Annotated in this window: 20 protein-coding genes and 1 pseudogene; 6 read left to right on the forward strand and 15 right to left on the reverse strand. The window is 41.7% G+C overall.

Annotation, left to right across the window (positions count from 1 at the left end; all coding sequences use genetic code 11):
- The 5 genes from J7I90_RS05735 to J7I90_RS05755 all read right to left on the reverse strand — a co-directional run bounded on the left by J7I90_RS05735 (position 1) and on the right by J7I90_RS05755 (position 6,621).
- On the reverse strand, positions 1-1,641 hold the full coding sequence (locus J7I90_RS05735) for a SulP family inorganic anion transporter (RefSeq protein WP_214770120.1): 1,641 nt from the start codon (positions 1,639-1,641) through the stop codon (positions 1-3).
- Positions 1,642-2,421: 780 nt separating this feature from the next.
- Positions 2,422-3,831 (reverse strand): GH1 family beta-glucosidase, encoded by a 1,410-nt coding sequence (locus tag J7I90_RS05740; RefSeq protein WP_214769042.1) that lies wholly within the window; start codon positions 3,829-3,831, stop codon positions 2,422-2,424.
- A 258-nt stretch (positions 3,832-4,089) separates the two neighbouring features.
- Positions 4,090-5,211 carry an NADH-dependent flavin oxidoreductase gene (locus J7I90_RS05745; RefSeq protein ID WP_214769044.1) on the reverse strand — a complete coding sequence of 374 codons (1,122 nt, stop codon included), beginning with the start codon at positions 5,209-5,211 and terminating at the stop codon, positions 4,090-4,092.
- Positions 5,212-5,232: 21 nt separating this feature from the next.
- On the reverse strand, positions 5,233-5,541 hold the full coding sequence (locus J7I90_RS05750; protein WP_063591787.1) for an iron-sulfur cluster assembly accessory protein: 309 nt from the start codon (positions 5,539-5,541) through the stop codon (positions 5,233-5,235).
- Between the two features lie 81 nt (positions 5,542-5,622).
- A complete protein-coding gene (locus J7I90_RS05755) occupies positions 5,623-6,621 on the reverse strand; it encodes a Gfo/Idh/MocA family protein (RefSeq protein ID WP_214769046.1) in 999 nt (332 codons plus the stop codon).
- Positions 6,622-6,827: 206 nt separating this feature from the next.
- Here J7I90_RS05755 and J7I90_RS05760 point away from each other — a divergent pair, with 206 nt between their 5' ends.
- Positions 6,828-7,613: an SDR family oxidoreductase gene (locus J7I90_RS05760; protein WP_214769048.1), complete on the forward strand. Its 786-nt coding sequence runs from the start codon at positions 6,828-6,830 to the stop codon at positions 7,611-7,613.
- A gap of 51 nt (positions 7,614-7,664) precedes the next feature.
- Here J7I90_RS05760 and J7I90_RS05765 read toward each other — a convergent pair whose 3' ends face one another.
- Together J7I90_RS05765 and J7I90_RS05770 are read right to left on the reverse strand one after the other, a co-directional pair.
- A complete protein-coding gene (locus J7I90_RS05765) occupies positions 7,665-8,897 on the reverse strand; it encodes a multidrug effflux MFS transporter (protein ID WP_483861558.1) in 1,233 nt (410 codons plus the stop codon).
- Between the two features lie 349 nt (positions 8,898-9,246).
- Entirely contained in the window at positions 9,247-10,224 is a 978-nt protein-coding gene (locus J7I90_RS05770; RefSeq protein WP_214769050.1) for a 2-hydroxyacid dehydrogenase, read from the reverse strand.
- A gap of 309 nt (positions 10,225-10,533) precedes the next feature.
- Between J7I90_RS05770 and J7I90_RS05775 the strand changes: the two genes are divergently transcribed.
- Together J7I90_RS05775 and J7I90_RS05780 are read left to right on the forward strand one after the other, a co-directional pair.
- Positions 10,534-11,514: an MBL fold metallo-hydrolase gene (locus J7I90_RS05775; protein ID WP_214769061.1), complete on the forward strand. Its 981-nt coding sequence runs from the start codon at positions 10,534-10,536 to the stop codon at positions 11,512-11,514.
- A gap of 230 nt (positions 11,515-11,744) precedes the next feature.
- Positions 11,745-12,941, forward strand: a complete 1,197-nt coding sequence (locus tag J7I90_RS05780; protein WP_311380988.1) for a M14 family zinc carboxypeptidase — start codon at positions 11,745-11,747, stop codon at positions 12,939-12,941.
- A 152-nt stretch (positions 12,942-13,093) separates the two neighbouring features.
- On the opposite strand, the gene J7I90_RS05785 is transcribed toward J7I90_RS05780, so the two are convergent.
- Together J7I90_RS05785 and J7I90_RS05790 are read right to left on the reverse strand one after the other, a co-directional pair.
- Positions 13,094-14,065: a TRM11 family SAM-dependent methyltransferase gene (locus J7I90_RS05785; protein WP_214769067.1), complete on the reverse strand. Its 972-nt coding sequence runs from the start codon at positions 14,063-14,065 to the stop codon at positions 13,094-13,096.
- Positions 14,066-14,210: 145 nt separating this feature from the next.
- Positions 14,211-15,302 (reverse strand): CotH kinase family protein, encoded by a 1,092-nt coding sequence (locus J7I90_RS05790; RefSeq protein ID WP_214769080.1) that lies wholly within the window; start codon positions 15,300-15,302, stop codon positions 14,211-14,213.
- Between the two features lie 154 nt (positions 15,303-15,456).
- Here J7I90_RS05790 and J7I90_RS28055 point away from each other — a divergent pair.
- Positions 15,457-15,510: pseudogene (locus J7I90_RS28055) on the forward strand (hypothetical protein); the annotation flags it as partial.
- A gap of 22 nt (positions 15,511-15,532) precedes the next feature.
- Positions 15,533-15,955 (forward strand): hypothetical protein, encoded by a 423-nt coding sequence (locus J7I90_RS05795; RefSeq protein WP_214769082.1) that lies wholly within the window; start codon positions 15,533-15,535, stop codon positions 15,953-15,955.
- A gap of 257 nt (positions 15,956-16,212) precedes the next feature.
- Here J7I90_RS05795 and J7I90_RS05800 read toward each other — a convergent pair whose 3' ends face one another.
- The 3 genes from J7I90_RS05800 to J7I90_RS05810 are packed head-to-tail and all read right to left on the reverse strand — an operon-like array spanning position 16,213 to position 18,960.
- Positions 16,213-16,524: a DUF3870 domain-containing protein gene (locus tag J7I90_RS05800; protein WP_214769084.1), complete on the reverse strand. Its 312-nt coding sequence runs from the start codon at positions 16,522-16,524 to the stop codon at positions 16,213-16,215.
- Between the two features lie 28 nt (positions 16,525-16,552).
- Entirely contained in the window at positions 16,553-17,758 is a 1,206-nt protein-coding gene (locus J7I90_RS05805; RefSeq protein WP_054400504.1) for an acyl-CoA dehydrogenase family protein, read from the reverse strand.
- Positions 17,759-17,772: 14 nt separating this feature from the next.
- A complete protein-coding gene (locus J7I90_RS05810; protein ID WP_214769087.1) occupies positions 17,773-18,960 on the reverse strand; it encodes a CaiB/BaiF CoA transferase family protein in 1,188 nt (395 codons plus the stop codon).
- 455 nt (positions 18,961-19,415) lie between these two features.
- On the opposite strand from J7I90_RS05810, the gene J7I90_RS05815 reads away from it, so the two are divergent.
- Positions 19,416-20,354 (forward strand): DHH family phosphoesterase, encoded by a 939-nt coding sequence (locus J7I90_RS05815; RefSeq protein ID WP_214769090.1) that lies wholly within the window; start codon positions 19,416-19,418, stop codon positions 20,352-20,354.
- Between the two features lie 125 nt (positions 20,355-20,479).
- On the opposite strand, the gene J7I90_RS05820 is transcribed toward J7I90_RS05815, so the two are convergent.
- From J7I90_RS05820 to J7I90_RS05830, 3 genes are read right to left on the reverse strand one after another with little or no spacing between them, the layout of a single operon-like run.
- Complete coding sequence (locus J7I90_RS05820; protein ID WP_214769103.1) at positions 20,480-21,496, reverse strand: aliphatic sulfonate ABC transporter substrate-binding protein; 1,017 nt, start codon at positions 21,494-21,496, stop codon at positions 20,480-20,482.
- A 41-nt stretch (positions 21,497-21,537) separates the two neighbouring features.
- The gene (locus J7I90_RS05825) at positions 21,538-22,290 is read right to left on the reverse strand and encodes an ABC transporter permease (protein ID WP_214769106.1); all 753 of its coding nucleotides are present in this window, start codon (positions 22,288-22,290) and stop codon (positions 21,538-21,540) included.
- Positions 22,223-23,065 carry an ABC transporter ATP-binding protein gene (locus tag J7I90_RS05830; protein WP_214769109.1) on the reverse strand — a complete coding sequence of 281 codons (843 nt, stop codon included), beginning with the start codon at positions 23,063-23,065 and terminating at the stop codon, positions 22,223-22,225. The genes J7I90_RS05825 and J7I90_RS05830 overlap by 68 nt, the downstream gene beginning before the upstream one ends.
- Positions 23,066-23,288: the final 223 nt, after the last annotated feature.

The raw sequence follows: 23,288 nt of genomic DNA on the forward strand, positions 1-23,288 counted from the left end.
TTAGACTACTTTACCCGAATTGCCCTTCAGCTGCTTCTTGGCAAAATACAGGGCATCTTCCTTCGATTTAAAAAAGTGCTGTTTTTCTATTTTATGATACAACCCAGTGCTGAGTAACAATTCCTTTGGTTGCTGCTGAATTCCGGAAATGATCAATTTCCCTTTATATTTCCGAATGCGGTTAACGATCGCCAATAGTGCCGCCTCTGCTGAAGTGTCCATGTATGTTACCCGGCGCATGCTTAATACCAACACTTTCGTCTTATTATCCAAGTTAGCCAATATCGATGACTCCAGGACGTCTATCGAACCAAAGAAAAGGGGTCCTTCCAAGTTATACACATTGATCTTTGAATCCGAGTTATCAATTGGAACAATCTCGGTAATTTCATGACTTCTTTCCCTCACCTTTAACGTTTGGCTCATTTTTGCAATGAAGGTGATGAATGCAATCAATAAGCCGATTCCCACTCCCATGATTAAATCAGTGAAGACAGTGATGAGGAAGGTGACTAGCAAAACCGCAGAATCCGCCGTCTTCGTTTTCAATACATGAGCGAATTCCTTTCTTTCACTCATATTCCAGGCAACAAACATCAATATGGGTGCCATGCTAGCCAAAGGAATATGCGCTGCATATGGGGAAAGCACCAGCAAAACCAGTAAAACGACAATTCCGTGAATGACTCCGGACATCGGGGAGGCTGCCCCGCTTTTTATATTGGTAGCGGTCCTGGCGATTGCTCCTGTTGCAGGTATCCCGCCAAAAAATGGGGTCGCGATGTTCGCAATTCCTTGCCCAACCAACTCTTTGTTACTATCATGCTTGGTCCCCCCCATGTTATCCGCCACGGTAGCGGATAACAATGACTCGACACCGCCTAGCAAGGCAATTGTAAAAGCAACGGGAAGGAGTGTGATAATCACTTCCACTGAAAGTTCCGGCACTTGGAATTCCGGAAAACCTCTCGGAATCGCTCCATACGTGGAACCAATCGTAGCCACTTTATCGGGAAATAAAAGGTAAGCTGCCAATGTTGATATTAGCAGACCCAGAAGCGGTCCTGGCACTCGTGGCACAAACCTGGGTGCCAGCAGTATGACGACAAAGCATATGATCGCAACGATCACACTGTATAGATTGATCGTGTCTGCTTTAATCACCAGCTCCTTCATGTTATCCATGAACGCTTCATGTTTTTCCACTTTCATACCAAAGAAATTGGCAATTTGACCTGAAAAGATTATTATCGCAATTCCTGTTGTAAATCCAATGATGACGGGACGGGGAATGAACTTCATCAAATTGCCTAACTTAAGAAGACCCATCAGGACTAACATTATCCCCGCTAAAAACCCGGCAATAAGCAGGCTTTCATACCCATATTGCATAACGATTCCAAATAATAAAGGAACGAACGCCCCGGTCGGCCCCCCAATTTGATATTTGGATCCACCCAAAAGCGAAATGAGAATACCAGCGATGATGGTCGTATATAACCCATATATCGGTTCGACGCCTGAAGCAATTGCAAAAGCCAGCCCTAAAGGAATGGCTACAACCCCTACGACCAATCCTGCCGTCACGTCTTTTTGAAAACCCTTCATGTTATATCCTTGAAATCTAGAATCTTTTATCATCTTTTTCAAACTCACATCCTTAGTCGTTTTTTAAGATTGGAATCTAGCATCATCACGAAAATGACATTCTTTCATTTTTGAGGGAGTTACTTGTTCGGAAATAATCTAATTATTGTAGGCTTTTTTCAACGGGACATACCAAGCGGGGGACTTTTCAAAATTAAGAAATAATCGTCATATTTTATAATCTCCTTTTGTAAGGTTATTTGACATGGTCTCGACCACGCTTCAATATTATACAGTAAAACGTAAAACTGTACATTGTTAGTAACGTTAACATTTGTTTACAACTTGTTGCATATTTTTACATTAACATTACAATCCGGGACCATTTTTCCAGTCTAGTTAATTCGAAGCCGGAGATTCAGACTACGAATCAGGAGGTTTGAACTTTGGACTAATTCCCCATACCGGAAATCTTGATTAACAATGAAAAAAGCATGTTTTGAGATTGCTCAAAACATGCTCTGCCCTATACACAAAACCTCTTGATTAAAATAAAGAGGTCTTCTGAGTTTGTAGACAAAAGTAGTTCTATCTAAAGTTAAGTTGATTGGAGCGGGTGTGCGAGACTCCTGCGGGAATAGCGCGTCTTGGGAGACCCCGCAGGCGAAAGCCGAGGAGGCTCGCGGACCGCAAGCGGAAAGCGAGTGCCTGGAGCGGAAATCAACGTCCAAAATCTAAAAACCTATAAAAAATCGTAGACATGCTCGATTTTCATTGAGTTTGTCTACGGTCTGCTAAAACCTCTTGATTAAGATCAAGAGGTTTCCTTTCAGTTTACAGCTCTTCTCCTCTCGTCTCGATAATATGCTTATACCAATGAAACGACAGCTTCTTTTTCCGGTTTAACTGATCATGATGATCCACGTAAATAAATCCGTATTGCTTCTTATACCCGTTTAACCAACTTAAAAGATCAATGACAGACCATGCGTAATACCCTTTTAAATGGATGCCTTCTTTGATTGCACGTTTAATCACTTTTAAGTGTTCCTCAATATACTTAATGCGCGGAACATCCACTATTTCACCATCGATAATCGGATCCTCATCGCCAAGTCCATTTTCTGTAACATACATTTTAATATCGCCGTAACGATCTTTTAACATATGCAAGCCATCTAAAAATCCTTGAGGTGAGATTTCCCAGCCCCATTTTGTATAGGTTTTATCTTCCATTTTCACGGTCCGATAAAAGCCATCAAAAGACGGATTCCCCGGAGCCAGAGTAGAGGTTTCTCTTGAATGCTCCATGTTTGAAACGGCTTCCAGGTTTTTTTCCACCCGAATGGGCTGGTAATAATTGAGTCCAATAAAATCATTTTTCTCCGCGTTCCTTTTTAGCGTATCCAGTTCCTCTTCTGTCCAACTTGGTGTCCAGCCTCTCTCCTTTAATTGCTCAACCACATAAGCTGGATATTCACCTTTTAAAATTGGGTCATAATACCAAAAGGTTTCATATTCATTGGCATGCCGAGCAGCTAATACATTCTCATGTTTGTCATCAATACTATAAGCTGGCAGGAATACATGGGTAATCCCAATTTCACCGTAATGATTCAGTGCCTTGTATACCTCTACCGCTTTCGCATGTGCATAAAAAACATAATGTGTCGCTTGAAAGTATTTATTTTCATCGTTTTGGATTCCAGGCGGGTGCGCTCCTTTTAAATACCCTAAACCGCAAAACATAACCGTTTCATTAAACGTGATCCAATGTTTGACACGGTCTCCGAATGCACGAAAACAAATCTCTGCATACTTGACGAATGCTTCAGCCGTTCGCTTATTCGTCCATCCCCCATCTTGTTCAAGCGTCAAAGGCAAATCCCAATGATACAGCGTAACAAATGGGACAATCCCATATTTTAAGCACTCATTAATCACATTATTATAAAATTCCAAGCCTTTTTCATTGACTTCCCCATCACCTGTTGGCAAAATACGGGCCCATGAAATGGAGAAGCGATATGATTCAAGTCCCATCTCTGCCATTAATTTAATATCTTCTTTGTAACGATGATAATGGTCTATCGCTACATCCCCATTTGTACCTTCAAATGTTTTCCCCGGAATCTTTGAAAAAACATCCCAATTCGTTATACCTTTACCATCTTCATCCCATGCTCCTTCTATTTGAAAAGAAGCAGAAGCTGCTCCGAATAAAAAATCGTGTGGAAATTTCATTAAAAACCCTCCCTTTTCATGCCTGCTTATTAAATTGATAATAATATATTTTATTCATTGGTACAAATATAAATTTTTAATTCACGTATAACATAAGCCTTAAAGATAGTATTTACTATCAGAGAATGATTAAATCGAAAATTCTGCTGAAACAACCTCTCTTTTTCTAGCTGAAGATGATTGTTTTATAGTTTAATATGAACCTATGCAAAAACCCGTCCACCTAAGGAGGACGGGTTACACATATATTTAAGGCAATCATTCCACAACAGGGAGCCAACCTTTTATCCCAATCAGCTTTTCCCAAAGCGGATCAGGAATGACCAGTTCATCCTGATCTTTTTTTGAGAGGGTAGTCCGTATTTCCGCTTCTTTACCAGACCTGATTTTTTCAATCCAATGCGGTTCCATAAGAAGTTCACGGCCTAAGGCGATAAAAGGGACACCCGTTTCCATGGCTTCTGCAACTTCATCGGGTGTATGCAGTGAACCTACACCGACCACCGGGATACGATTACCTACTTTATCATAAATTTTAACGATGCGCGACTTTGTCCTATCACTCTCACGGAATGAGCCATTCCAGAAGTGACCTACCGATATATGTAGATAATCCAGGTTTTGATTCGCTAATCTATCAACGAATTGGATCGTATCATCTAAAGTGATTCCAGGATTGCTGCCTTCTTCAGGAGAAAGGCGGTAGCCGATGATAAACGGTTTTTTCGCATGCTCGGCAACCGTTCTCTCGACTTCATTCACAATGGTAAGCGGGAAAATCAACCGTTTTCCCAGTGTTCCACCCCAGTTATCTGTACGGCGGTTCGAGTGAGGCGAGAAGAATTGCTGAAGCAAGTAAGTATTGGCACCATGGATTTCCACACCATCGAATCCTGCTTCGATGGCCCTTCTTGTTGCTTCGCCAAATTCCTTAATAACGTCTTGTATTTCATCTTCACTCATTTCCCTAGGCACAGGCGCTTCCTCGCTGGAAGCAATGGCACTTGCAGAAACAGGTTGGTTATCAGGCAATAATTCAGGCGGACTTTGCCGGCCACCATGATATATTTGCAGGATCGCTTTTGACCCGTTGGACTGAATCGTTTCAGCTAGTTTTCTCAAGGATGGGATAAAGAAATCGTCATCTGCACCAAGTTGGCCGGGGAATCCCTTGCCTCCAGCAGATACATAGGCACATGCCGTGACCACCGCACCTACACCAGCCGAGCGCTCCGCGTAATAGGCCAGTTCATCATCGGTTACAACGCCTTGGTCATCCGAAGAATAAGTGGTCATAGGAGCCATCATGATACGATTTTTCACTTCTACCCCTGATGGAAATATATATGGTTGAAAGATTTTTTCGTATTTTTGATTCATGCCAATCCTCCCCCTTTACTATTAGTGGTGATGATGTCCATGCGGTTCTTTTGAAGGATTCGTGATTTCAAAGCCTTCTTCAGGAACATAAAAATATTTAATCCAGACACCATCCAGAAATTCTTCACGTGAATCAAGCAGAATATCGATATCTTTATCTGTTTTGACGATTTCATCATATTCTGCCGGTGTATCAAGCTTCATGTCATAATGGGCATGATCGCCATGCATATGTGTGATATAAACACGGATCATTTTCCCTTCGGCTTCTTCAGTGCTGAGCATCTTTTGTAAGACCTTTGCTGCATTGCGATTTATTTTGCACTTCATTTCCATTCCCCCAACAATAAAATTTTCCCTGTACTTAGTTCTACCCAATTAAGGGTTATCAGTAACCTTCATTTTTCCCCTTCATGACCGGCCTTGTCCACGGTCTGAAGGAAAGACGATGCCGATTTGCCTTCTTGCTTCATCCATGATTTCCATAGTCAACAGTGAATTCGAATATGAATTTATATCTGATTCCATTTTCCCCTGCTGTATCAAATCAACAAATTCTTTCGCTTCATAATACATGGAAGGCATATCCTGTTTAACGGAAATATTTTCAGTGGTTCCATCCCGATACTGAATATCCACCGTTTGCGGTCCTGAAATTTTCTGAATGATGATGCTTCCATGTTCACCTTGAATTTCCGATGGCAAATTGGATTCAGTAATTTTGGAAAACATGACGACTGCCTCCATTTCATCATAGGAAAGGAGAATCGTACCCTGCCCATCAACTCCTGATTCGAGCATCGTTCCTGATGCCTGCACCTTATTCGGTTTACCGAACAGTACAACAAGTGGATAGATGACGTAAATGCCTAGATCCATTAAAGAACCACTGGAGAATTCAGGATTGAATGCATTCAGCACAGTTCCTTGTTTATATGAATCATAGCGTGATGAGTATTGGCAAAAACTTCCCGAGAAACGCCTTATCTTCCCGATTTTATCCAGATTGTTCTTTATACTTTCGAAATTCGGCATGATGGTCGATTTCATCGCTTCCATCAATAGCACATCATTTTGTTTTGCCGCCTCAATCATTTCCCTTACTTCAGCCGCATTCGAGGCCATTGGTTTTTCACATAATACATGTTTCTTGTTTTGTAAAAATAACACGGCTTGCCTGCAATGATGAGAGTTAGGGCTTGCTATATATACAGCGTCGATTTCATCGCTGCTGGCCATTGCTTCTAAATTCGTAAAGGTCGTATGTACTTCGTATTTATTGGCAAATTCCTTCGCTTTCTCCTCTGTACGTGAATACACGGCGGTTAACGATAAACCCTCTACATGCTTTGCAGCCTCCAAAAATCGTTCCGTGATCCAATTTGTACCTATTACTCCTAATCTTATCAACATTCTATCCCCTTTCAAGCTAACTTAATCATGTCCTCAATATACAGACATTTCACTGTAAAACAAAGTTTTATGAACACTCGCAACTGTTTAAATTGGATTTTTTAGGCAATATTCGTTTATAATTTTTCTATATTACCACTGCCATGATGTTTCTACATACTCCCTAAATGGGAAAGAAGACTAAAAAGGAGCGTGTGAAGTTTATGACAGAATTAATGAAAAACAAAGTTGCCATCATTACCGGCGGAGGATCGGGAATTGGCCGGGGTGCCGCACTGAAACTAGCTGAAAACGGCGCGAACATCATCTTTTTTGACCGTACAGTCGAAAATGCCGAAAAAGTGAAGGAAGAAGTGGAAAACCTTGGTCGAGAGGCTTTAATCATTAAAACGGATGTTTCCAAGGCTGAGCAAGTTGAACTTGCCTACAAAACAGCCCATGAGCATTTTGGGAAAATTGATTTTGTATTTGCAAACGCAGGCATCAACGGAGTGATTGCTCCTATAGAAGACATAAAGCCAGAAGATTGGGATACGACACATACCATCAACCTCAAAGGCACCTTTCTAACCATCAAATACGCCATTCCTTACATGAAGGAAACGGGTGGCAGCATCGTGATCAACAGCTCCATCAACGGAAACCGTTATTTCAAGAATTTTGGTTTTTCCGCTTATAGTTCATCCAAAGCCGGTCAAGTCGCTTTCGGTAAAATGGCCGCACTCGAATTGGCAAGATATAAAATCAGGGTAAATACCATTTGCCCCGGTTCCATCGATACGAGCATTGACGATAACACATTCCCGGAAGAAGAAAACCTTAAAAAAATCAGGATTCCCATTGAATATCCCGAAGGCTCCCAGCCCCTGGCGCGGAAAGCGGGGACTGCCGAACAAGCTGGTGATCTCGTATTGTTCCTAGCATCAGACATGTCCTCCCATGTTACGGGCACGGAAGTCTATATCGATGGAGCAGAATCACTATTATGATCCAAAAAGGCAAAAAGCTGAAATCCACATCAGGATTTCAGCTTTTACTTTTTAAGCAACTCGCCTTAACCCGCGACGGGCAAGGAGTAAATAAGCGCACATGGCGATGACATGACAACTTACCATCACAATTCCCATCGGCAAGGGCGACTCACCTGAACCTAAACCCACCAGGGGTGCCATTAGTGATCCCAATATGAAGGGAAGCAAGCCAATTAAAGCCGAAGCACTGCCTGCTGTTTTTTTCTGATTTTGCATCGCTAAAGAAAAACTCGTTGTACCGACAATACCGACGCTGGAGACGGAGAGGAATAAAGCGGCCAAGATTCCTGCCAAGCCCAGTTCGAGAAGGACTGAGGCAAGAAGTAACATTCCCCCAAACAAAGCTAGGCATAACCCCATTTGAAGCAATCTTTCTTCTTTAACCTTGCCTGCCAGCTTCCCGGCAACTTGTGAAGCGATGATGATCCCAACCCCGTTTATTGCAAAAATCAGGCTGAAGGTCTGTGGGGAAACCCCATAAATGTTCTGGAGAACAAAAGGCGATCCGGAAATATAAGCGAACATTGCGGCACTTATGAATCCTTGTGCAAAAGCATAGCCCATAAACACACGATCCTTCAATAAGTTCCCAAAAGTCCTGATCGTATCATTTACCCCGCCGGCACTCCTGTGATTGAACGATAAAGTTTCCTTTATCCCAAAAAATGCAGCCGCAACCATAATGATACTTAATACTGAAATGACAATGAAAACTCCCCGCCAAGAAGTGAACTGCAAAAGTTGACCGCCAAAAACCGGAGCCAATATCGGTGCCGCCCCATTCACCAGCATTAACAATGAGAAGAACTTGGTCAAATCCGTTCCTGAAAAAAGGTCACGAACTATGGCCCTTGAAATGACAATGCCTCCCGCTCCCGCAATACCTTGGATAAAACGTAATAATAAAAGCAATTCAATGGTTGGAGCAAAAGCGCATAACAGAGAGGAAATGCAATAAATGGATAAAGATATGATTAACGGTGAACGCCTTCCTTTTGCATCACTTAGCGGCCCTAAATAAATTTGGCCCAAAGCCAATCCTAACAAACAGGCAGTCAAGCTCAGCTGCGCTAATGACGTACTGCTTTTCAGATCCTCTGCCAGTGTCGGGAGACCCGGTAAATACATATCAAGTGACAGTGGTCCAATCGCTGCAAAAGACCCTAACATAAGAGCCATTAACAGCCTTTTGGATTTAGTCATTTCGTTGCCTGATGATATCGTTTCTTTCATTTCAATCATTATTACCCCTATCCCTTTCAACTAATTGTTTTTCCTAAATAAAACTCGACTTTCTTTATTTTACAAAAGATCGGATCATTTTACGATAAGTATGCTTCACTTGAATGGGCTTCTTCCTTTCGGCACTCAGTTAAGCACCAGTGCATCAAAACTCCGAAACCTTCTAAAAAGGAGAAATCATATATCAGAAAATATCATTTGAGCATACTACGAACCAAAGAAAAACTATTAAAGGGCCAACATTCCCCATAAAAAAATGACCCCATTTCGGAGTCATTCAGACTATAGCCAAACTTGGAGAAAAGTCTGAGAGTAAAAAACAGTAAACAATCCGAACCCCATTTTAGCGTCATTTTGATTTATTCAACAATACTAAATTACGGGGAGTATCACCAGATAATCCGTCCACCAAGTTTTGTACAGCAAGAGTTGCCATTTTCATTCTTGTGGCAATGCTAGCACTTCCGATATGCGGTAATGTAACCACATTGGGCAAAGTTAGCAGCGGGTGGTCCAGAGGGACGGGCTCTTCTTCGAATACATCCAATCCAGCCGCCCAAATCTCTCGATTTTCCAGCGCCTGGTACAACGCTTTTTCATCGATAATTCCGCCTCTTGCGGTATTAATGAGCACAGCCGTCCCTTTCATCAATTCCAGCTGCTCCTTGCCAATCATATAAGCCGTTTCCGCTGTGAGCGGCAGCATGACACAAACGAAATCCGAGATTTGGAGCAATTTTTCAAGGGGCTGATATTCGATTCCTAATTCTTTTTCCTGTTCATATTTACGGCTTCGATTAAAATATACTAAGCTCATATCAAATCCCTTAGCTCTTTTTGCAAGGGCTTCCCCAATCCTGCCTAACCCGATGATACCCAGCGTTGCACCGTGTACATCTTGTCCTGTCAGCTGCATGGGTGACCATGTTTCCCACTTTCCACTCCTTAAATAATCTTCTGCCTCCATCATCCTCCTTGCCGTTGCAAGCAGTAAGCCGAAGGTTAAATCAGCTGTCGTTTCCGTTAAAACCCCTGGTGTGTTCGTTACCATGATGCCCCGTTTTGTTGCACTTTGAACATCAATATTATTATGGCCCACTGCCATATTCGCGATGATTTTCAGATTAGGTGCCTGTTCAATCAGTGACTCATCGATTTGTTCCGTCAATAAGCAAAGCAGCCCCTCGACTTCTTTCATTTCTTCTACCAGGACTTCTCTAGGGACCGGTATATCCTCTTGATCCCACATCCTGACATCATAATTCCGACTAAGACCCTTAATGATTTGTTCTGGCAATTTCCTTGTAATATAAATTTTTTGCTTCAAACCATAACCTCCCGTACCGTTACGTTTCATGGAACACATTCAGTTTTCATTACACAATAATTAAATTTAAAGAATATTGGCTAAATGGCTGGCTTGTTTATTCAATTTTAAAATAAACTAGATAAATAGACCATCCATTTCCAATCAATCTTTCTATTAAATTTCTTGATTGCCTGGAAGCTTCCGCTTGACAGTTTCAGTTCATTCAACCAATCATAGAATAATAACCCTTTACATCTATTCGGTCATTAGTAATATCGCAATTTTCCAGATGAAGTTTATCTCGATTTAGGAGGATATGGGACGTTCATGAAAACGAATACAACATTTAAAATTTATCCAATTATAGCTCCAAGCGCTTTATCTTTAAAAAGTATAAACTTTTATTTAGTTAAACAGGATGAATCTTTAACATTAGTCGATGCAGGTATGAATGATGACGTTTGTTGGAATGCACTGCAGCTAACATTAAACGAAAATGGATTTACACTTGGGGACATCACGGAAATTTTGTTAACCCATCACCATGGAGACCATGTCGGTTTGGTCAACCGGATTACCGAACTCCATCCGATTCCCGTCTATGCCCATTCTAAATCCATTCCCCGTTTAAAAAGGGACCCTGAATTCTTAAATATGAGAATTGAATTTTATAAACAGCTATACCTTGAGATGGGCTGTGGTGAACTTGGTGATAAACAAGTGGCTTACCTATTCAACGCGGTCGATAATAATAAAGATCAAAAACTGAATGGTGACATCATCGCAATTACGGAAAAACAATGGCTGAATTTTGAAGTGATCGAATTTCCCGGGCATGCCCCGGATCAAATTGCTTTCCTTGACCAAGACGGGAAAAGGCTTCTTGCCGGTGATTTATTGATTGAACATATCTCAAGCAATGCCTTGATCGAACCTGATGAAAACGGTAATAGAATGCTGACTCTTGTAGATCATATCGATTCATTAAAAAGATGTTTAGCATTACGGGTGAATCTCCTCTTTCCTGGTCATGGCAACATCATTGAACAACCTGGTCATACGATTGAAAAAAGACTCAACAGCATAGAGAGGAAATCACAAAAGATCCTAGCCTTGATAGAATCCGGAATTTCAACAGGCAATGATCTGGCGAAGGAGTTTTACAAACAAAAGTATAGAACAGAATTCCCGCTCGTCATGTCAGAAATCATCGGCCATTTGGATTATTTAGAATATCAGGGGAAGGTCACAAAACAATTCGTTGAACATGTAGTTCATTATCAAGCTAATAACACCAAAAAATGCTGAAATTGATAGAGTCCCCACTCATGTTTAAAGTGTAAAAGGCTACGGGATAATCCGTAGATGATGCACTCACACTTAATGGGGACTTCACTATGTCCAGAAGAAATATGTAATCACTTGAATCTGAAATACATAGGTCTTTTTGGGTGTTTTAATTTATCTAACAGGAAAACGATTAGAAAGCGAAGAATACATTTCTGAATATTATATATTTTCAGAATAGGAGAATGAATGTGAAAAGGAAATTTTTAAAGGTTTTAAGTTCAACAGTAGTGGCAGCAGCATTACTTGGCCCAAATGTCGGCTTAGCAGAAAGAGGACCAAATCCGACAGGCGGAACGAATCTTTCTACCGAAGCATTCCTAAATTATGACGAACTTGTAAAAGAATTAAATCAACTTGAGCAAGCGAGTGCAGGGAAAGTCAATGTAGAAGTGGCCGGAAAAACGAATCAGGGTCGTTCCATTCAAAAAGTGACTGTCGGTCATGGTGACAAAGTCGTTCTTATTCAAAGTGAAATTCATGGAAATGAAAAAACAGGAACTGTCGCGTTATTGAACATTCTTAAAAACCTTGGTCAAAGTAGCTCACCTGAGGTAAAGAAAGTGCTTGATGAACTAACGATCGTTGCTATTCCAATGATGAACGTAGACGGCTCAGAGCTTGATCGTCGTGGAAATGAGATGACATGGTCTGAAGTTGTAGGTAAATTCCCCCAACTTTCTAATGCAAAACCTACTTGGAACTATTACACTACTCCCAGATCAGGAGACGACTATGCTAGCAAACCAGGATTTGATGTTAACCGTGACTTCAATCCTGACCTAAATTATGTACCAAAGCCTCAAGACTTCCCGGGAGCATCTGAAAAGCCGGGCTGGTTTATTACCCCCGAAGCGCAAACGGTACGTGACACATATAAAGGGTTAAAATCGAAATACGGGAAAGTGGATGTTTTTATCGATCTTCATCACCAGGGGTTCCCATATATCGAAGGAACTGATGAGCGTGCAACTATGTCAATATCAGGAAAGTTCGTTCCTAACCCAAGCACTCCAGAAGGTGCTAAATATGCAGAGTATGCAGATAATTTTAAATATGATTTCTCCCGTCAGTTGACACTTACTGCTTATAATGCACTGCAAGCAAAAGGGAATTCAGTTTTTACAAATATTTCATTATATGATCAATCCATTGACCTGCCAGGAACTGCTTTAGGGACGTTTGCTTTAAATGGAAGCGGGACGGTTCTATTTGAGGTTAGTGGTCAAACACAAAACTTTGGGCAAAAAGAAAAAGGCCAGCTCGTAAAAACGGTTGAAACGGGGCTAATGGGCATTATCAATGGTGTAACGGATGGATCTGTCCATAATCTTAATCCATCCGACTATGAAAAAATTCCTGAAAGTTCATCTACACCTGGAATGTAGTCAATTTTCAAACTTAATTAAAGGAGGCTGTCCGCCAACTGGCACCGATTAAATATCGGAGTCAGTTGGCAGCACAGCCTTTTTTAGTTGTCCATATGACAGGGGTAAGTCCATATCAATTAAAGGTTTCAGCCTTTCCTTGCTAATGAAACCTACACGCACACGACAATCTCTCTGGAAAAAATGCCTTTCCTGGCCACACAGCGATCGGCAATCTCAAATCCAGCTTCTTCAATCATATGATCCATCGTATCGATCGTTACGACGACGACCTTATCAGCAAAGCTCCTTGCGTGTTTAAGGATCGATAGCTGATCCTCCGGCGTCGCATGTGTATATAGATTATAAGGCATATCGATAATCGCTACATCATATTTACTGGTGACCTCCGAAATCGGACCTGTAGTTACATCACCTTCGAGTCCGAAATAGGCAATGTTCTCCCTTGAACCGTCGGTAACAAGCGGATTGATATCCCGGCCATCAATATTGATTCCCATCGAAAGGGCTTCCACCAATACCGTTCCAATTCCGCAGCATGGGTCAATTGCCTTCACCCCAGCCGGATGTGGAACGGCAATGTTGGCAATGGCCCTCGCCACTCTCGTGCTAAGCGCAGTTGAATATTCACGGGGCTTTTTCATATGTTTTAACCAAACCGCTTCAGGTTTGACATACTTCCCAAAATACCAACGACCGCCAAGCGTCACGATTCCAAAGACCTGATCTGGATTACGTACATCGGCATTTCCCTGAATGTGCCAGCCAATCTCCCGTTCAATTTCACGCTGTCCATCATAATCTATTTTTGCTTCATTATTCAAATCATTAATTTTAACGAATAAAACTTTGAACGTCGAATCGGGCAAATGAATTTCCTTAACTTGCTCAACGATTTCGGATATGCTTTCCCCTTCAAACATGATATCGACCCGCCCTTTTATAAATGGGCTCCTGCTCGGTTCAATTGCTACGTCACTTTTCAAAATATCCCCTGAAGTCTCAAAGCCAAAGAACGAGCGCATCTCCATTTTAGATAATGAGCGTTCGTCAGGGGTGCATGTAAAGGTATATATATAGGCCGGTTTGCGGCTATGATTAGTCAATCCATTCCCATCCTTCATTACTTTAGATTATATCTTTCTATCAAACATAGCCGTAATAGTATAGAAAAGCAAATGGAATCGTGCAGAAAAAAGCAGGAATGCTTTTTATTCAGCATTCCTGCCACTATATTTTTCATTGTTCCATCACACAGGAAAGGAATCATTAATCCAATTTATACAGCCGGCTATTTATATACTTCGCACGGGCCTCAATGAATTTCAGGATGTATTCGGGCTCATCATCAAATTGCTCCTTATTCCCCTTGATATATGGATCTTTTGATACATAAGGTCTTATTTGATCATGCATTTCCTGAATGATAGGTTTCATATAGGCCACGTTATAATGACTGTTCAAAATCTCCTTAAGAAGTTCTTGGTACCTGACACGAAATCCCTTTACATCAAGGATTCTAGCAGTCAATGTATTGAACCCCCCGATTCCCACATAATCCTCTTCCATCACTTTCCCGTTAACATCCCTGCCCCATGTCGCATCATAATCCCATGGAATCATTTCAAATAGACCGGTATCCCCATTTCGATACAAAGCATAGTTATGAACGAACCCATCATAGTTTTGCGTGAATATGACACCGGCCAGCCAGCGCAGGTACTTTTCCACATCGACATATTTTACGATTTCCTTTTCAAAATCCACTCTTGAAATTGTATTGATTTGGAGGATCAGCTCTTGTAAATATAATTCCTCCTTTTCTGTCCCGCATTTTTTTTGATAGCCCATCTCCAATGATTTTTTGATTCCTTTATCCAAATCGCTCATCAATGAGAAATTGGCATCACCATCCACTGCATAGAAAATGGACCCCTTGGGGAGCCCCCTTTTCTTCAAATAATATTCATCCACCGATTCCAATTCGAGGTATATCCCTTCGTCCTTTCCGTTCATATTCAGGAAAACGAACTGGGAGTTCGGTGACAAGGTGCCTATATCCGCAAAAAAATCTAAAGATAATTTATTTCTTAGTAAAGATATATCTTTATATTCGGCATTTAAATGAACTTCCTTAGCATGCTTAAAAGTATTAGGTTTATAAAAGACTACATTATAGGATTTTTTCCGAAAACTTCGGATATGTGAGCCACGGTAAACAATATCAATATCAAGTTTTTTTTTGTTGATCGTTAACTTTGCAGGTAAAGGATCATTGCACCATATATCTCTGCGAAGCTCCATTAAATTAACTGGTGGAATAAAAAGCTGATACACAGGCAGCTTCTTGTCAGCATTCATATAACCTAACCCTTCCCTTTCACTTTCCTATTAAATTATGGAAAAAAAGCGAGGGGTGTCACCAAAAACAAATATTTAATAAAAATGTGCTAATATCTCTGGCATATTTCGTACAAGCGCATAGTTTAACGTATAGAAAGGGGGATATAAAAATATGTCTGACATCAATCGTGATATACAAAATGCGGTGGATAGAGCTAATTCCTTCGGGTTAAGCGATTTTATGCATAATGACCCATGTTCAAAAGGCCGTTCTTCTCGTAAAAACAACAATAACAGGCGAACTTCCCGCAGAAGCACTAAACGTTGCACGAGCAGGAAGCGGTCCACTTCCGGCACGCAAAGGCGCTCTTGCTGGAAACGGAGATCTACATGCAGCACACAAAGGCGCTCTTGCTGGAGGAGGTCCACTTGCAGCACACAAAGGCGCACCAGCAGGAGGAGGTCCACTTGCAGCACACAAAGGCGCACCAGCAGGAGGAGGTCCACTTGCAGCACACAAAGGCGCACCAGCAGAAACCGGTGTTCCATATGCAGCAGACAAAGGCGCTCCAACAGAAACCGATGTTCTTCCAACCACTGCAGTTGGCTTTGCTGCAATAACTTTTGCAATAAACGGAATAGGTGCTTCTAGTTTCATGGTTCCGTTTTAATGTACAACTAATATTTTTTTATTGGATATTAAGCTTTACTTTAAAGTCCAATATCTATAAAAAAACACAAACTCGTCCTATAGGGGCGAGTTTTGTGTTTTTAAATTATCACGATCGTTATATCCATTCAATGTCCCGTTCCTTAAACAATTAACAACACTGCCATTTATAATGACAGTGGATTTTATTTCATGTATCTGAAACTTTAAAAAAGGATCCTACCCTCTTACATACGGTAGGACCCTTTTCGGTTTCACTTATTTAACGGAGACCAATTCGAACTGTGCATACACATCCTTCAGCCCTGCTTGAATGGCTTGACCAGCCTTCCCACGATAATGAATTCGTACACGATCAATCAATTCTTCAATACCATCTTTCAGGCAATAACCGCGCAGCAGTTGACGGATGAATTCCCTGCCATGCTCTGTAGCAAGCGTACAGGAAGCCTCGACTATTACTCCATATTTAAAGTCAAGCTCCACCGTGATCGTGATCGAATCATATATATTTCTCGCTGCCATCCCTTGAGGAAGTTTTGCATGCCCTGCAATAAAGTAGGTGTTCATCATCTGATTTGATCTCCTCTATCTATAGTTAATGTACGGAAACTTGCTCGAAGGGCCATGCAGGCAATTGCTTGCGAAGCTCTTTATCTTGTCTATAGCCAAGTGCGTATTCACCCTGCATTACAGTATGAATCTCACGGGTTCCTTCGTAAATGACCGGAGCTTTTGAATTCCGCAGAAAACGTTCCACTGGATATTCATCCGAGTAGCCATAGGCACCATGAATTTGAACGGCATCATTGGCCGCTTCATTAGCAGCATTACATGATATCCACTTGGCAAGTGATGTTTCCTTCGTATTCCTTTTTCCTTGATTTTTCAAGGTGCCCGCTTTAAAGACCAGCAATCTGGAAATCTCTAAATTCGCTGTCATCTTGGCAATCATCTGTTGAACGAGCTGATGCCTGCCAATCTCTTTTCCGAATGTGCTTCGTTCATGGCAATACTTCAAGCTTGCTTCCAGGCTTGCTTCTATTAACCCTACAGCACCTGCTGCCACTGTAAACCGGCCGCTGTCCAATGCCGACATGGAAATTTTAAAGCCCTCACCTTCTTCACCAAGCCTATTCTCCACCGGAACTTTTACATCCGTTAAAAAGATCTCGCCTGTATTCCCGGCACGAATTCCTAATTTCCCTTTAATGGCTTTCGACTCCACTCCCTCGAAAGTCCGTTCCACGATAAAGGCAGTGATTCCCCTTGAACCGGCATCATGATCCGTCTTGGCGAAAATGAGGAAATGATCTGCATAATCACAGAGCGAAATCCATGTTTTTGACCCGTTTAAGATATAATGGTCCCCAACACGTTTTGCCGTTGATTTCATTGCCGCTACATCAGACCCTGCATTCGGTTCAGTCAGCCCAAAAGCACCAATCTTGATTCCTTTAGCCTGGGGCACTAAATATTTCTGTTTTTGTTCTTCCGTCCCCCATTGCAGCAGGGTCATGCTATTCAACCCTGTATGTACAGAAACTGCAGTTCGGTAAGCCGTATCTCCTCGCTCCAGCTCTTCACAAACGATGGCTAGGGTATTATAATCCATTCCGACCCCGCCATACTCTTCGGGTATACACACGCCCATCAACTGCAATTCAGCTAACCTTTTTAAAATATGCGGCTGGAATTGACCTTGCCTATCCCACTCTTGTATATATGGAATAATTTCCTTATCCACAAATTTCCTTACCACTTTCTTCACACTTTGCTGTTCTTCTGTTAATTCGAAATTCATCATTAAAATTCCTCCTAAATAATTTTATTTTCCTTGAATTTGCTTATTTGTTCTGGACTATATCCTATTTCAGCCAAAATGGAATCGGTATGCTCGCCATAGAGAGGCGGATGCTTTCTCATGGTAACCGGTGTTTTGGAAAGGTTCAGGGGAGATCCCGTCACTTTAAGATCTTCGATTGTGGGATGTTCCATGCTCACCAACATGCCTCTTGCTTTGATTTGCGGGTCCTCGAACATCTCTGCTATATCATTAATCGGACCATTCGGTATCCCTGCATCATCAAACAGCCTTTTCCATTCCTTCTTTGTCTTACCTCTCAACGAATCCTCTATTATCGGTATTAATTCTTCCTTGTTTTGCAAACGTTTTTCATTATGTTTAAACTGTTCCTGTTCCGCTAAATCAGGTCTGCCTATAACGGTTGAAAATCTCCTGAACTGATCATCATTTCCTACAGCCACGACAAGCTCGCCATCCCTTGTCCCGAACGTCTGGTATGGGACGATATTTGGATGTTGGTTCCCCATTCTTTCAGGGGTCAAGCCACTCAATAAATAGTTGCTGGCGACATTCACCAATGAAGAAACCTGACAATCCATCAATGAAATATCAATTTCCTGTCCTTCCCCCAATTTATCCCTATGATGTAAAGCGGATAAAATGCCAATGCATGTATACAAGCCAGTCAATATGTCAGCTATGGCCACTCCGACCTTCACGGGACTCCCATCTTTCTCTCCGGTGATGCTCATCAAACCACTCATCGCTTGAATGATATAATCATAGCCTGGCAAATCTTTATAAGGACCGGTTAAACCAAATCCTGTAATCGAGGCCATGATCAGTTTGGGGTTTATTTCCATTAAATCCTCATAACCCAACCCCAGTTTTCCCAATGTACCTGTCTTGAAATTTTGAATCACTATATCCCCTGAAGCCACCAACTTCCGAAAGATCTCTTTTCCTTCCTCAGATTTTAAATTCAAGGTCATGCTTTGCTTATTTCGATTGGCACATAAATAGTAAGCGCTTTCCCCTTGGGCGAATGGCGGCCCCCAGCCTCTCGTTTCATCACCTGACACATGATGCTCGATTTTAATGACATCGGCACCCAAATCGCCGAGAATCATTGAACAAAACGGCCCCGCCAAAACACGGGATACATCGATAATCCTGACTCCCTCCAAAGCTCCATTCATATCATCACCCCTTTCAAACTGTCGTGGATACACAAAAAAGAGCCAGTAAAACCAACAATGTCATTACATTGAATGTTTCACTGACCCTTATCCACGAACTGTCTTCCTGCAAAGGAAGATCAAGTGAACCAAGTCAATTTTTATGGATTCCAGTTTTTTATGTCAAGCCGGCCATGCAACAAGGTAACTTGTTGTCATCGGTTTGGTAAATTAAGTATAGTTCCATTTTTTGAATTTTGCAATAATTTTGTTTGTGTGTTTTATTACATCTGCGATATACTCTTTAGCGTAATTCCCGTATACTTCCAGGACTCCCCACCATCCAAAGTAATCGGAATTGCCTTTACTCGTTTGGCATGTGATGATTGAATAGGTAGGACTGTCAATATATGAATTTTACATATTATCAATTGTCGCACGGCAGACAAAGGAAATGTTAAAAAGGGGATGGCGCTATGGACAATAAAAAAATGGAAATAATCGAAGCGATCAAGAAATACCACAGAATCATCATTCATCGTCATGTAAATCCGGACCCGGATGCATTGGGATCACAACTCGGTTTAAAGAAGCTATTGAAGGACTCATTCCCTTCTAAAGAAGTCTATGCGGTAGGCGAGGAAATGGATAAGCTTCTATTCATAGGTGATATGGATGTCATTTCCGATAACAAATACAAAGATGCCTTAGTGATTGTTTGTGATACTGCCAACATTTCACGGATCAGTGATTCCCGATATGTTCATGGAGACATGCTGATCAAAATTGACCACCACCCCGAATACGAACAATTCGGTGACATTTCTTGGGTCGACCCTTCTTATAGCTCTGCAAGTGAAATGCTTGTTGATTTATTCTTGGAATTTCCAGAAGGCTTCATCATGAATAAAGAAGCAGCTAAATCTTTTTATGCAGGAATACTTAGTGATACAGGGAAGTTCACGAATGGGAATACCACTCCCAGGACATTAAAAATGGTTTCGCACTTAAGAACCTATAATATTCAGCCAGAAAGAATCCATAACAGCCTTAATGTTAAGGCGAAAAACGCTTCCCGACTTCAAAAAGACATACTCATGAGCTTCAAGGTAACGGATAAAGGGGTAGCTTACTTCATTATTACGGACGAGCTTTTAAATATGTATGGTGTGGATCGCCTCGAAGCTTCGAATTTAGTCAATACGCTATCAAGTGTCAGGGACAATAAAATCTGGGCTTTCTTCATCGAATATCCTTCTGAAATCCGTGTCAGGATACGTTCACGGAATATTCCCATCGCATCAGTAGCACGTCAATTCAATGGTGGAGGACATTCACTCGCTTCAGGCGCTACCATTCATTCCTGGGAGGAGGTTGATCATGTTATCCAAGCATTGGATCAAGTCTGTCCATAATAGGGAGTTCATGACCTGAGGAGTTTATATGGGGGATTATTTCCCCGCTTAATTAAAATGGATAAATCAGGCCTTTTAAAAAAAGCGCCAAAGCCAGGATGGCTGAGGCGCTTGCTTGTTTCCATTCATTTGGACGCTTCTTCAAGAATTGATAAATCGATCATGCCTTTTATATCACTGCTAGGGATATAACCCGCTTCTTTGCTTATGTCGGCCATTTCTTGAATGACTTGCTCATTAACTTCAGTTGTCACTTCAAGGCGTGAAAATGCTGAAGCCACTTCTTCTTTGCTTAATTCTTTTCCAGTCAGTTCCTTCAAATGCTTAATAACCAATTCTTGGCTCTCTTCAGGGTTGTCTTGAATAAATTTCACCGCTTTTTCATGCGCTTTCAAATAGGAAGCAGCGAGCCCCTTTTTATCCAAGAACTTCTGGCTTGCAGCCACTACCGTGTTAGGTGAATCTTTTCCCCATGCAAATTGTTCCCAGTCAAGCACCAGCTTTCCTTTTGCCTGGTTTTCCAATACATACCCCCATGGTTCCTGGGTCGCTGCTGCATCGACTGATTTTTGAACAAAAAGGGCGGTAGTGTCAGCAGGTGCTGCCGCATACAGTTCAACTGTGCCCCCATTTGTAGTCGGTTTTAAATCTACATCTTGAAGGGCCTTCCTAAGCATGACATCCTGTGTGCTTCCAATGACGGGAATCGCTACCTTTTTACCGTCCAAATCTTTTAAATCCGTTACCTTGCTGCCTTCGCTAGCTACAAGTACGGCACCTCCATTAACAGCCCCGGAGATCAGGTGGTATTCAGGGTTTTTCACGTAAAAGTTAAGCAATGGACCAGGCCCGACCGTTCCGACATCAATGGCGTTTGTAGCCATTGCTTCCATGAATAATCCGCCATTGGCCACTGTTTTGGTTTCAATCTTGACATCTTTACCGAACTCTTCTTCGAAAAAGCCTTTTTCAAGTGCTATGATCGTTGCACTGTGGGTTAGGTTAGGAAAATAACCAATTTTCACGGATTTCCCACTGGCCCCTTCCCCTTCTTCATCATTACTGCTGGATTGAGTGCATCCGCTTACTATTCCGATTAACAATACAGACAGAATAAGGGCAAAGAATGATTTTTTCAGCATATTTTTCTCTCCTTTTTAACTAGTATTTTACTAAACTACCGTTACTTCACTCCCCATTTCAGTTGAACATTGCGTTCAAGACGGGAGAAGACGACATTATCCACGATTGTTCCGATGATTGCGATGATGATCATCACGGAGATGACCAAATCCATTTGTCCCAGTGATCTGCCCATTTCCAGCATTTGGCCAAGACCGCCTCCCCCGCCAAGTAATTCACCTGCCATCAATGCACGCCAGGAAAAGGCCCATGCAATTCGGAGACCGGATATTATTTGCGGGACGGATGCTGGTAAAATCACCGTGCGAAGAAAATGAAACCCGGTCGATCCATATGTTTTGGCAACCCGCTGATACAACTGTGGTACATTCCGGAAGCCACTTGTTGCATTAACCGTCATCGTCCAAGTTGCGCCGATGGTGACGATGAAGAGGATCGAAAAATCATTCAATCCAAACCAAATGATCGCTAAAGGGAACCACACGATACTCGGGATGGACTGTAATGCCGTCACGACGAATCCTAAAGTGTCTTCGACCAATTTAAAGCGCCAAATGAAATATCCTAATATCAGACCTACTATAATCGCAATCATAAAGCCGATCAGGATACGGCCAAGGCTTTTTCCGATGGCTTCGGTTATTTGTCCGCTCATCAGTCCCTTAAACAGAGTTTCCAAAACCTGAGTCAGGCTCGGGAACATGAAATCCGGAAGACTGGAAAGTCTAGATGTGACTTCCCATATCCCCGCTATCATCGCGATGAATATGATTCGTCTTAAAGCTGTAATCATTCCCCATTTCCTCCTTCAGCACTTTTTCAATTTCCTCCTGCAAAATCGATAGAACCCTTTGTTCTGTATGCAAAGTTACACTATCCGGCATAACTCCATCTTTCATGGAAGGAACGGAAATCGTCTCTTTGATTTTCCCGGGACGGGTAGCAAAGACGATAATTTTTTCGGAAAGCTGAACAGCCTCGCGAATATTATGGGTAACGAAAAAGATCGTCACTTTAGTTTTTCTCCAGATTTCGAGCAGCTCTTTATGCAAAACCATCCTCGTTTGCTCATCAAGTGCGGAGAATGGCTCATCCATCAACAGGATATCCGGTTCCATAACCAACGCTCTTGCAATGGCAACCCTCTGTTTCATTCCTCCTGAGAGTTGATGAGGATAGGAGTCAACATATCGGCTGAGGTGAACCATCTTTAAAGTGTCCAATGCCTTTTCTTTTGCCTCTTCTTTGGGCATTTTCTTTAACTTCAATCCGTATGTAACATTTTCAAGTACTGTCAGCCAAGGAAATAAACCCGCCTCCTGAAACACGACAACCCGTTCGGGACCTGGCTTCACCACTTTTTTCCCAGCTACACGTATTTCACCTGTATCTGCCTTATCGAGGCCGGCAATCAGATAAAGGAGCGTGGATTTACCACATCCTGAAGGTCCGACGATCGAAACGAAGCTTCCTTTCTCGACCTCTATGTTTATCTTATCGAGCACCTTTATGCTTTCTTTCTTTTCATTCCTAAAACTTTTTTCAATGCCATCTATTGTTAAATACATAAAGTCACCCCACTTTTATATCGCATCGATTTACTAAACATTATTTCTTAATAATGATTAATCCAATGGTTTTTGTCAACTATAAAAATGCAAAAATTCTAATTTATCGGTATCTTTCTATTCAAATGTCAAAGTATTGATAAATATTCCAACCCTACATAAAAATACATATGTACAAATACCATTCAGCAAATAAAAAAACCTGAGCCCTTTTAAGGGTTCA

Source organism: Bacillus sp. ISL-57 (assembly GCF_018613135.1).
Classification (GTDB): domain Bacteria; phylum Bacillota; class Bacilli; order Bacillales; family DSM-1321; genus Peribacillus; species Peribacillus frigoritolerans.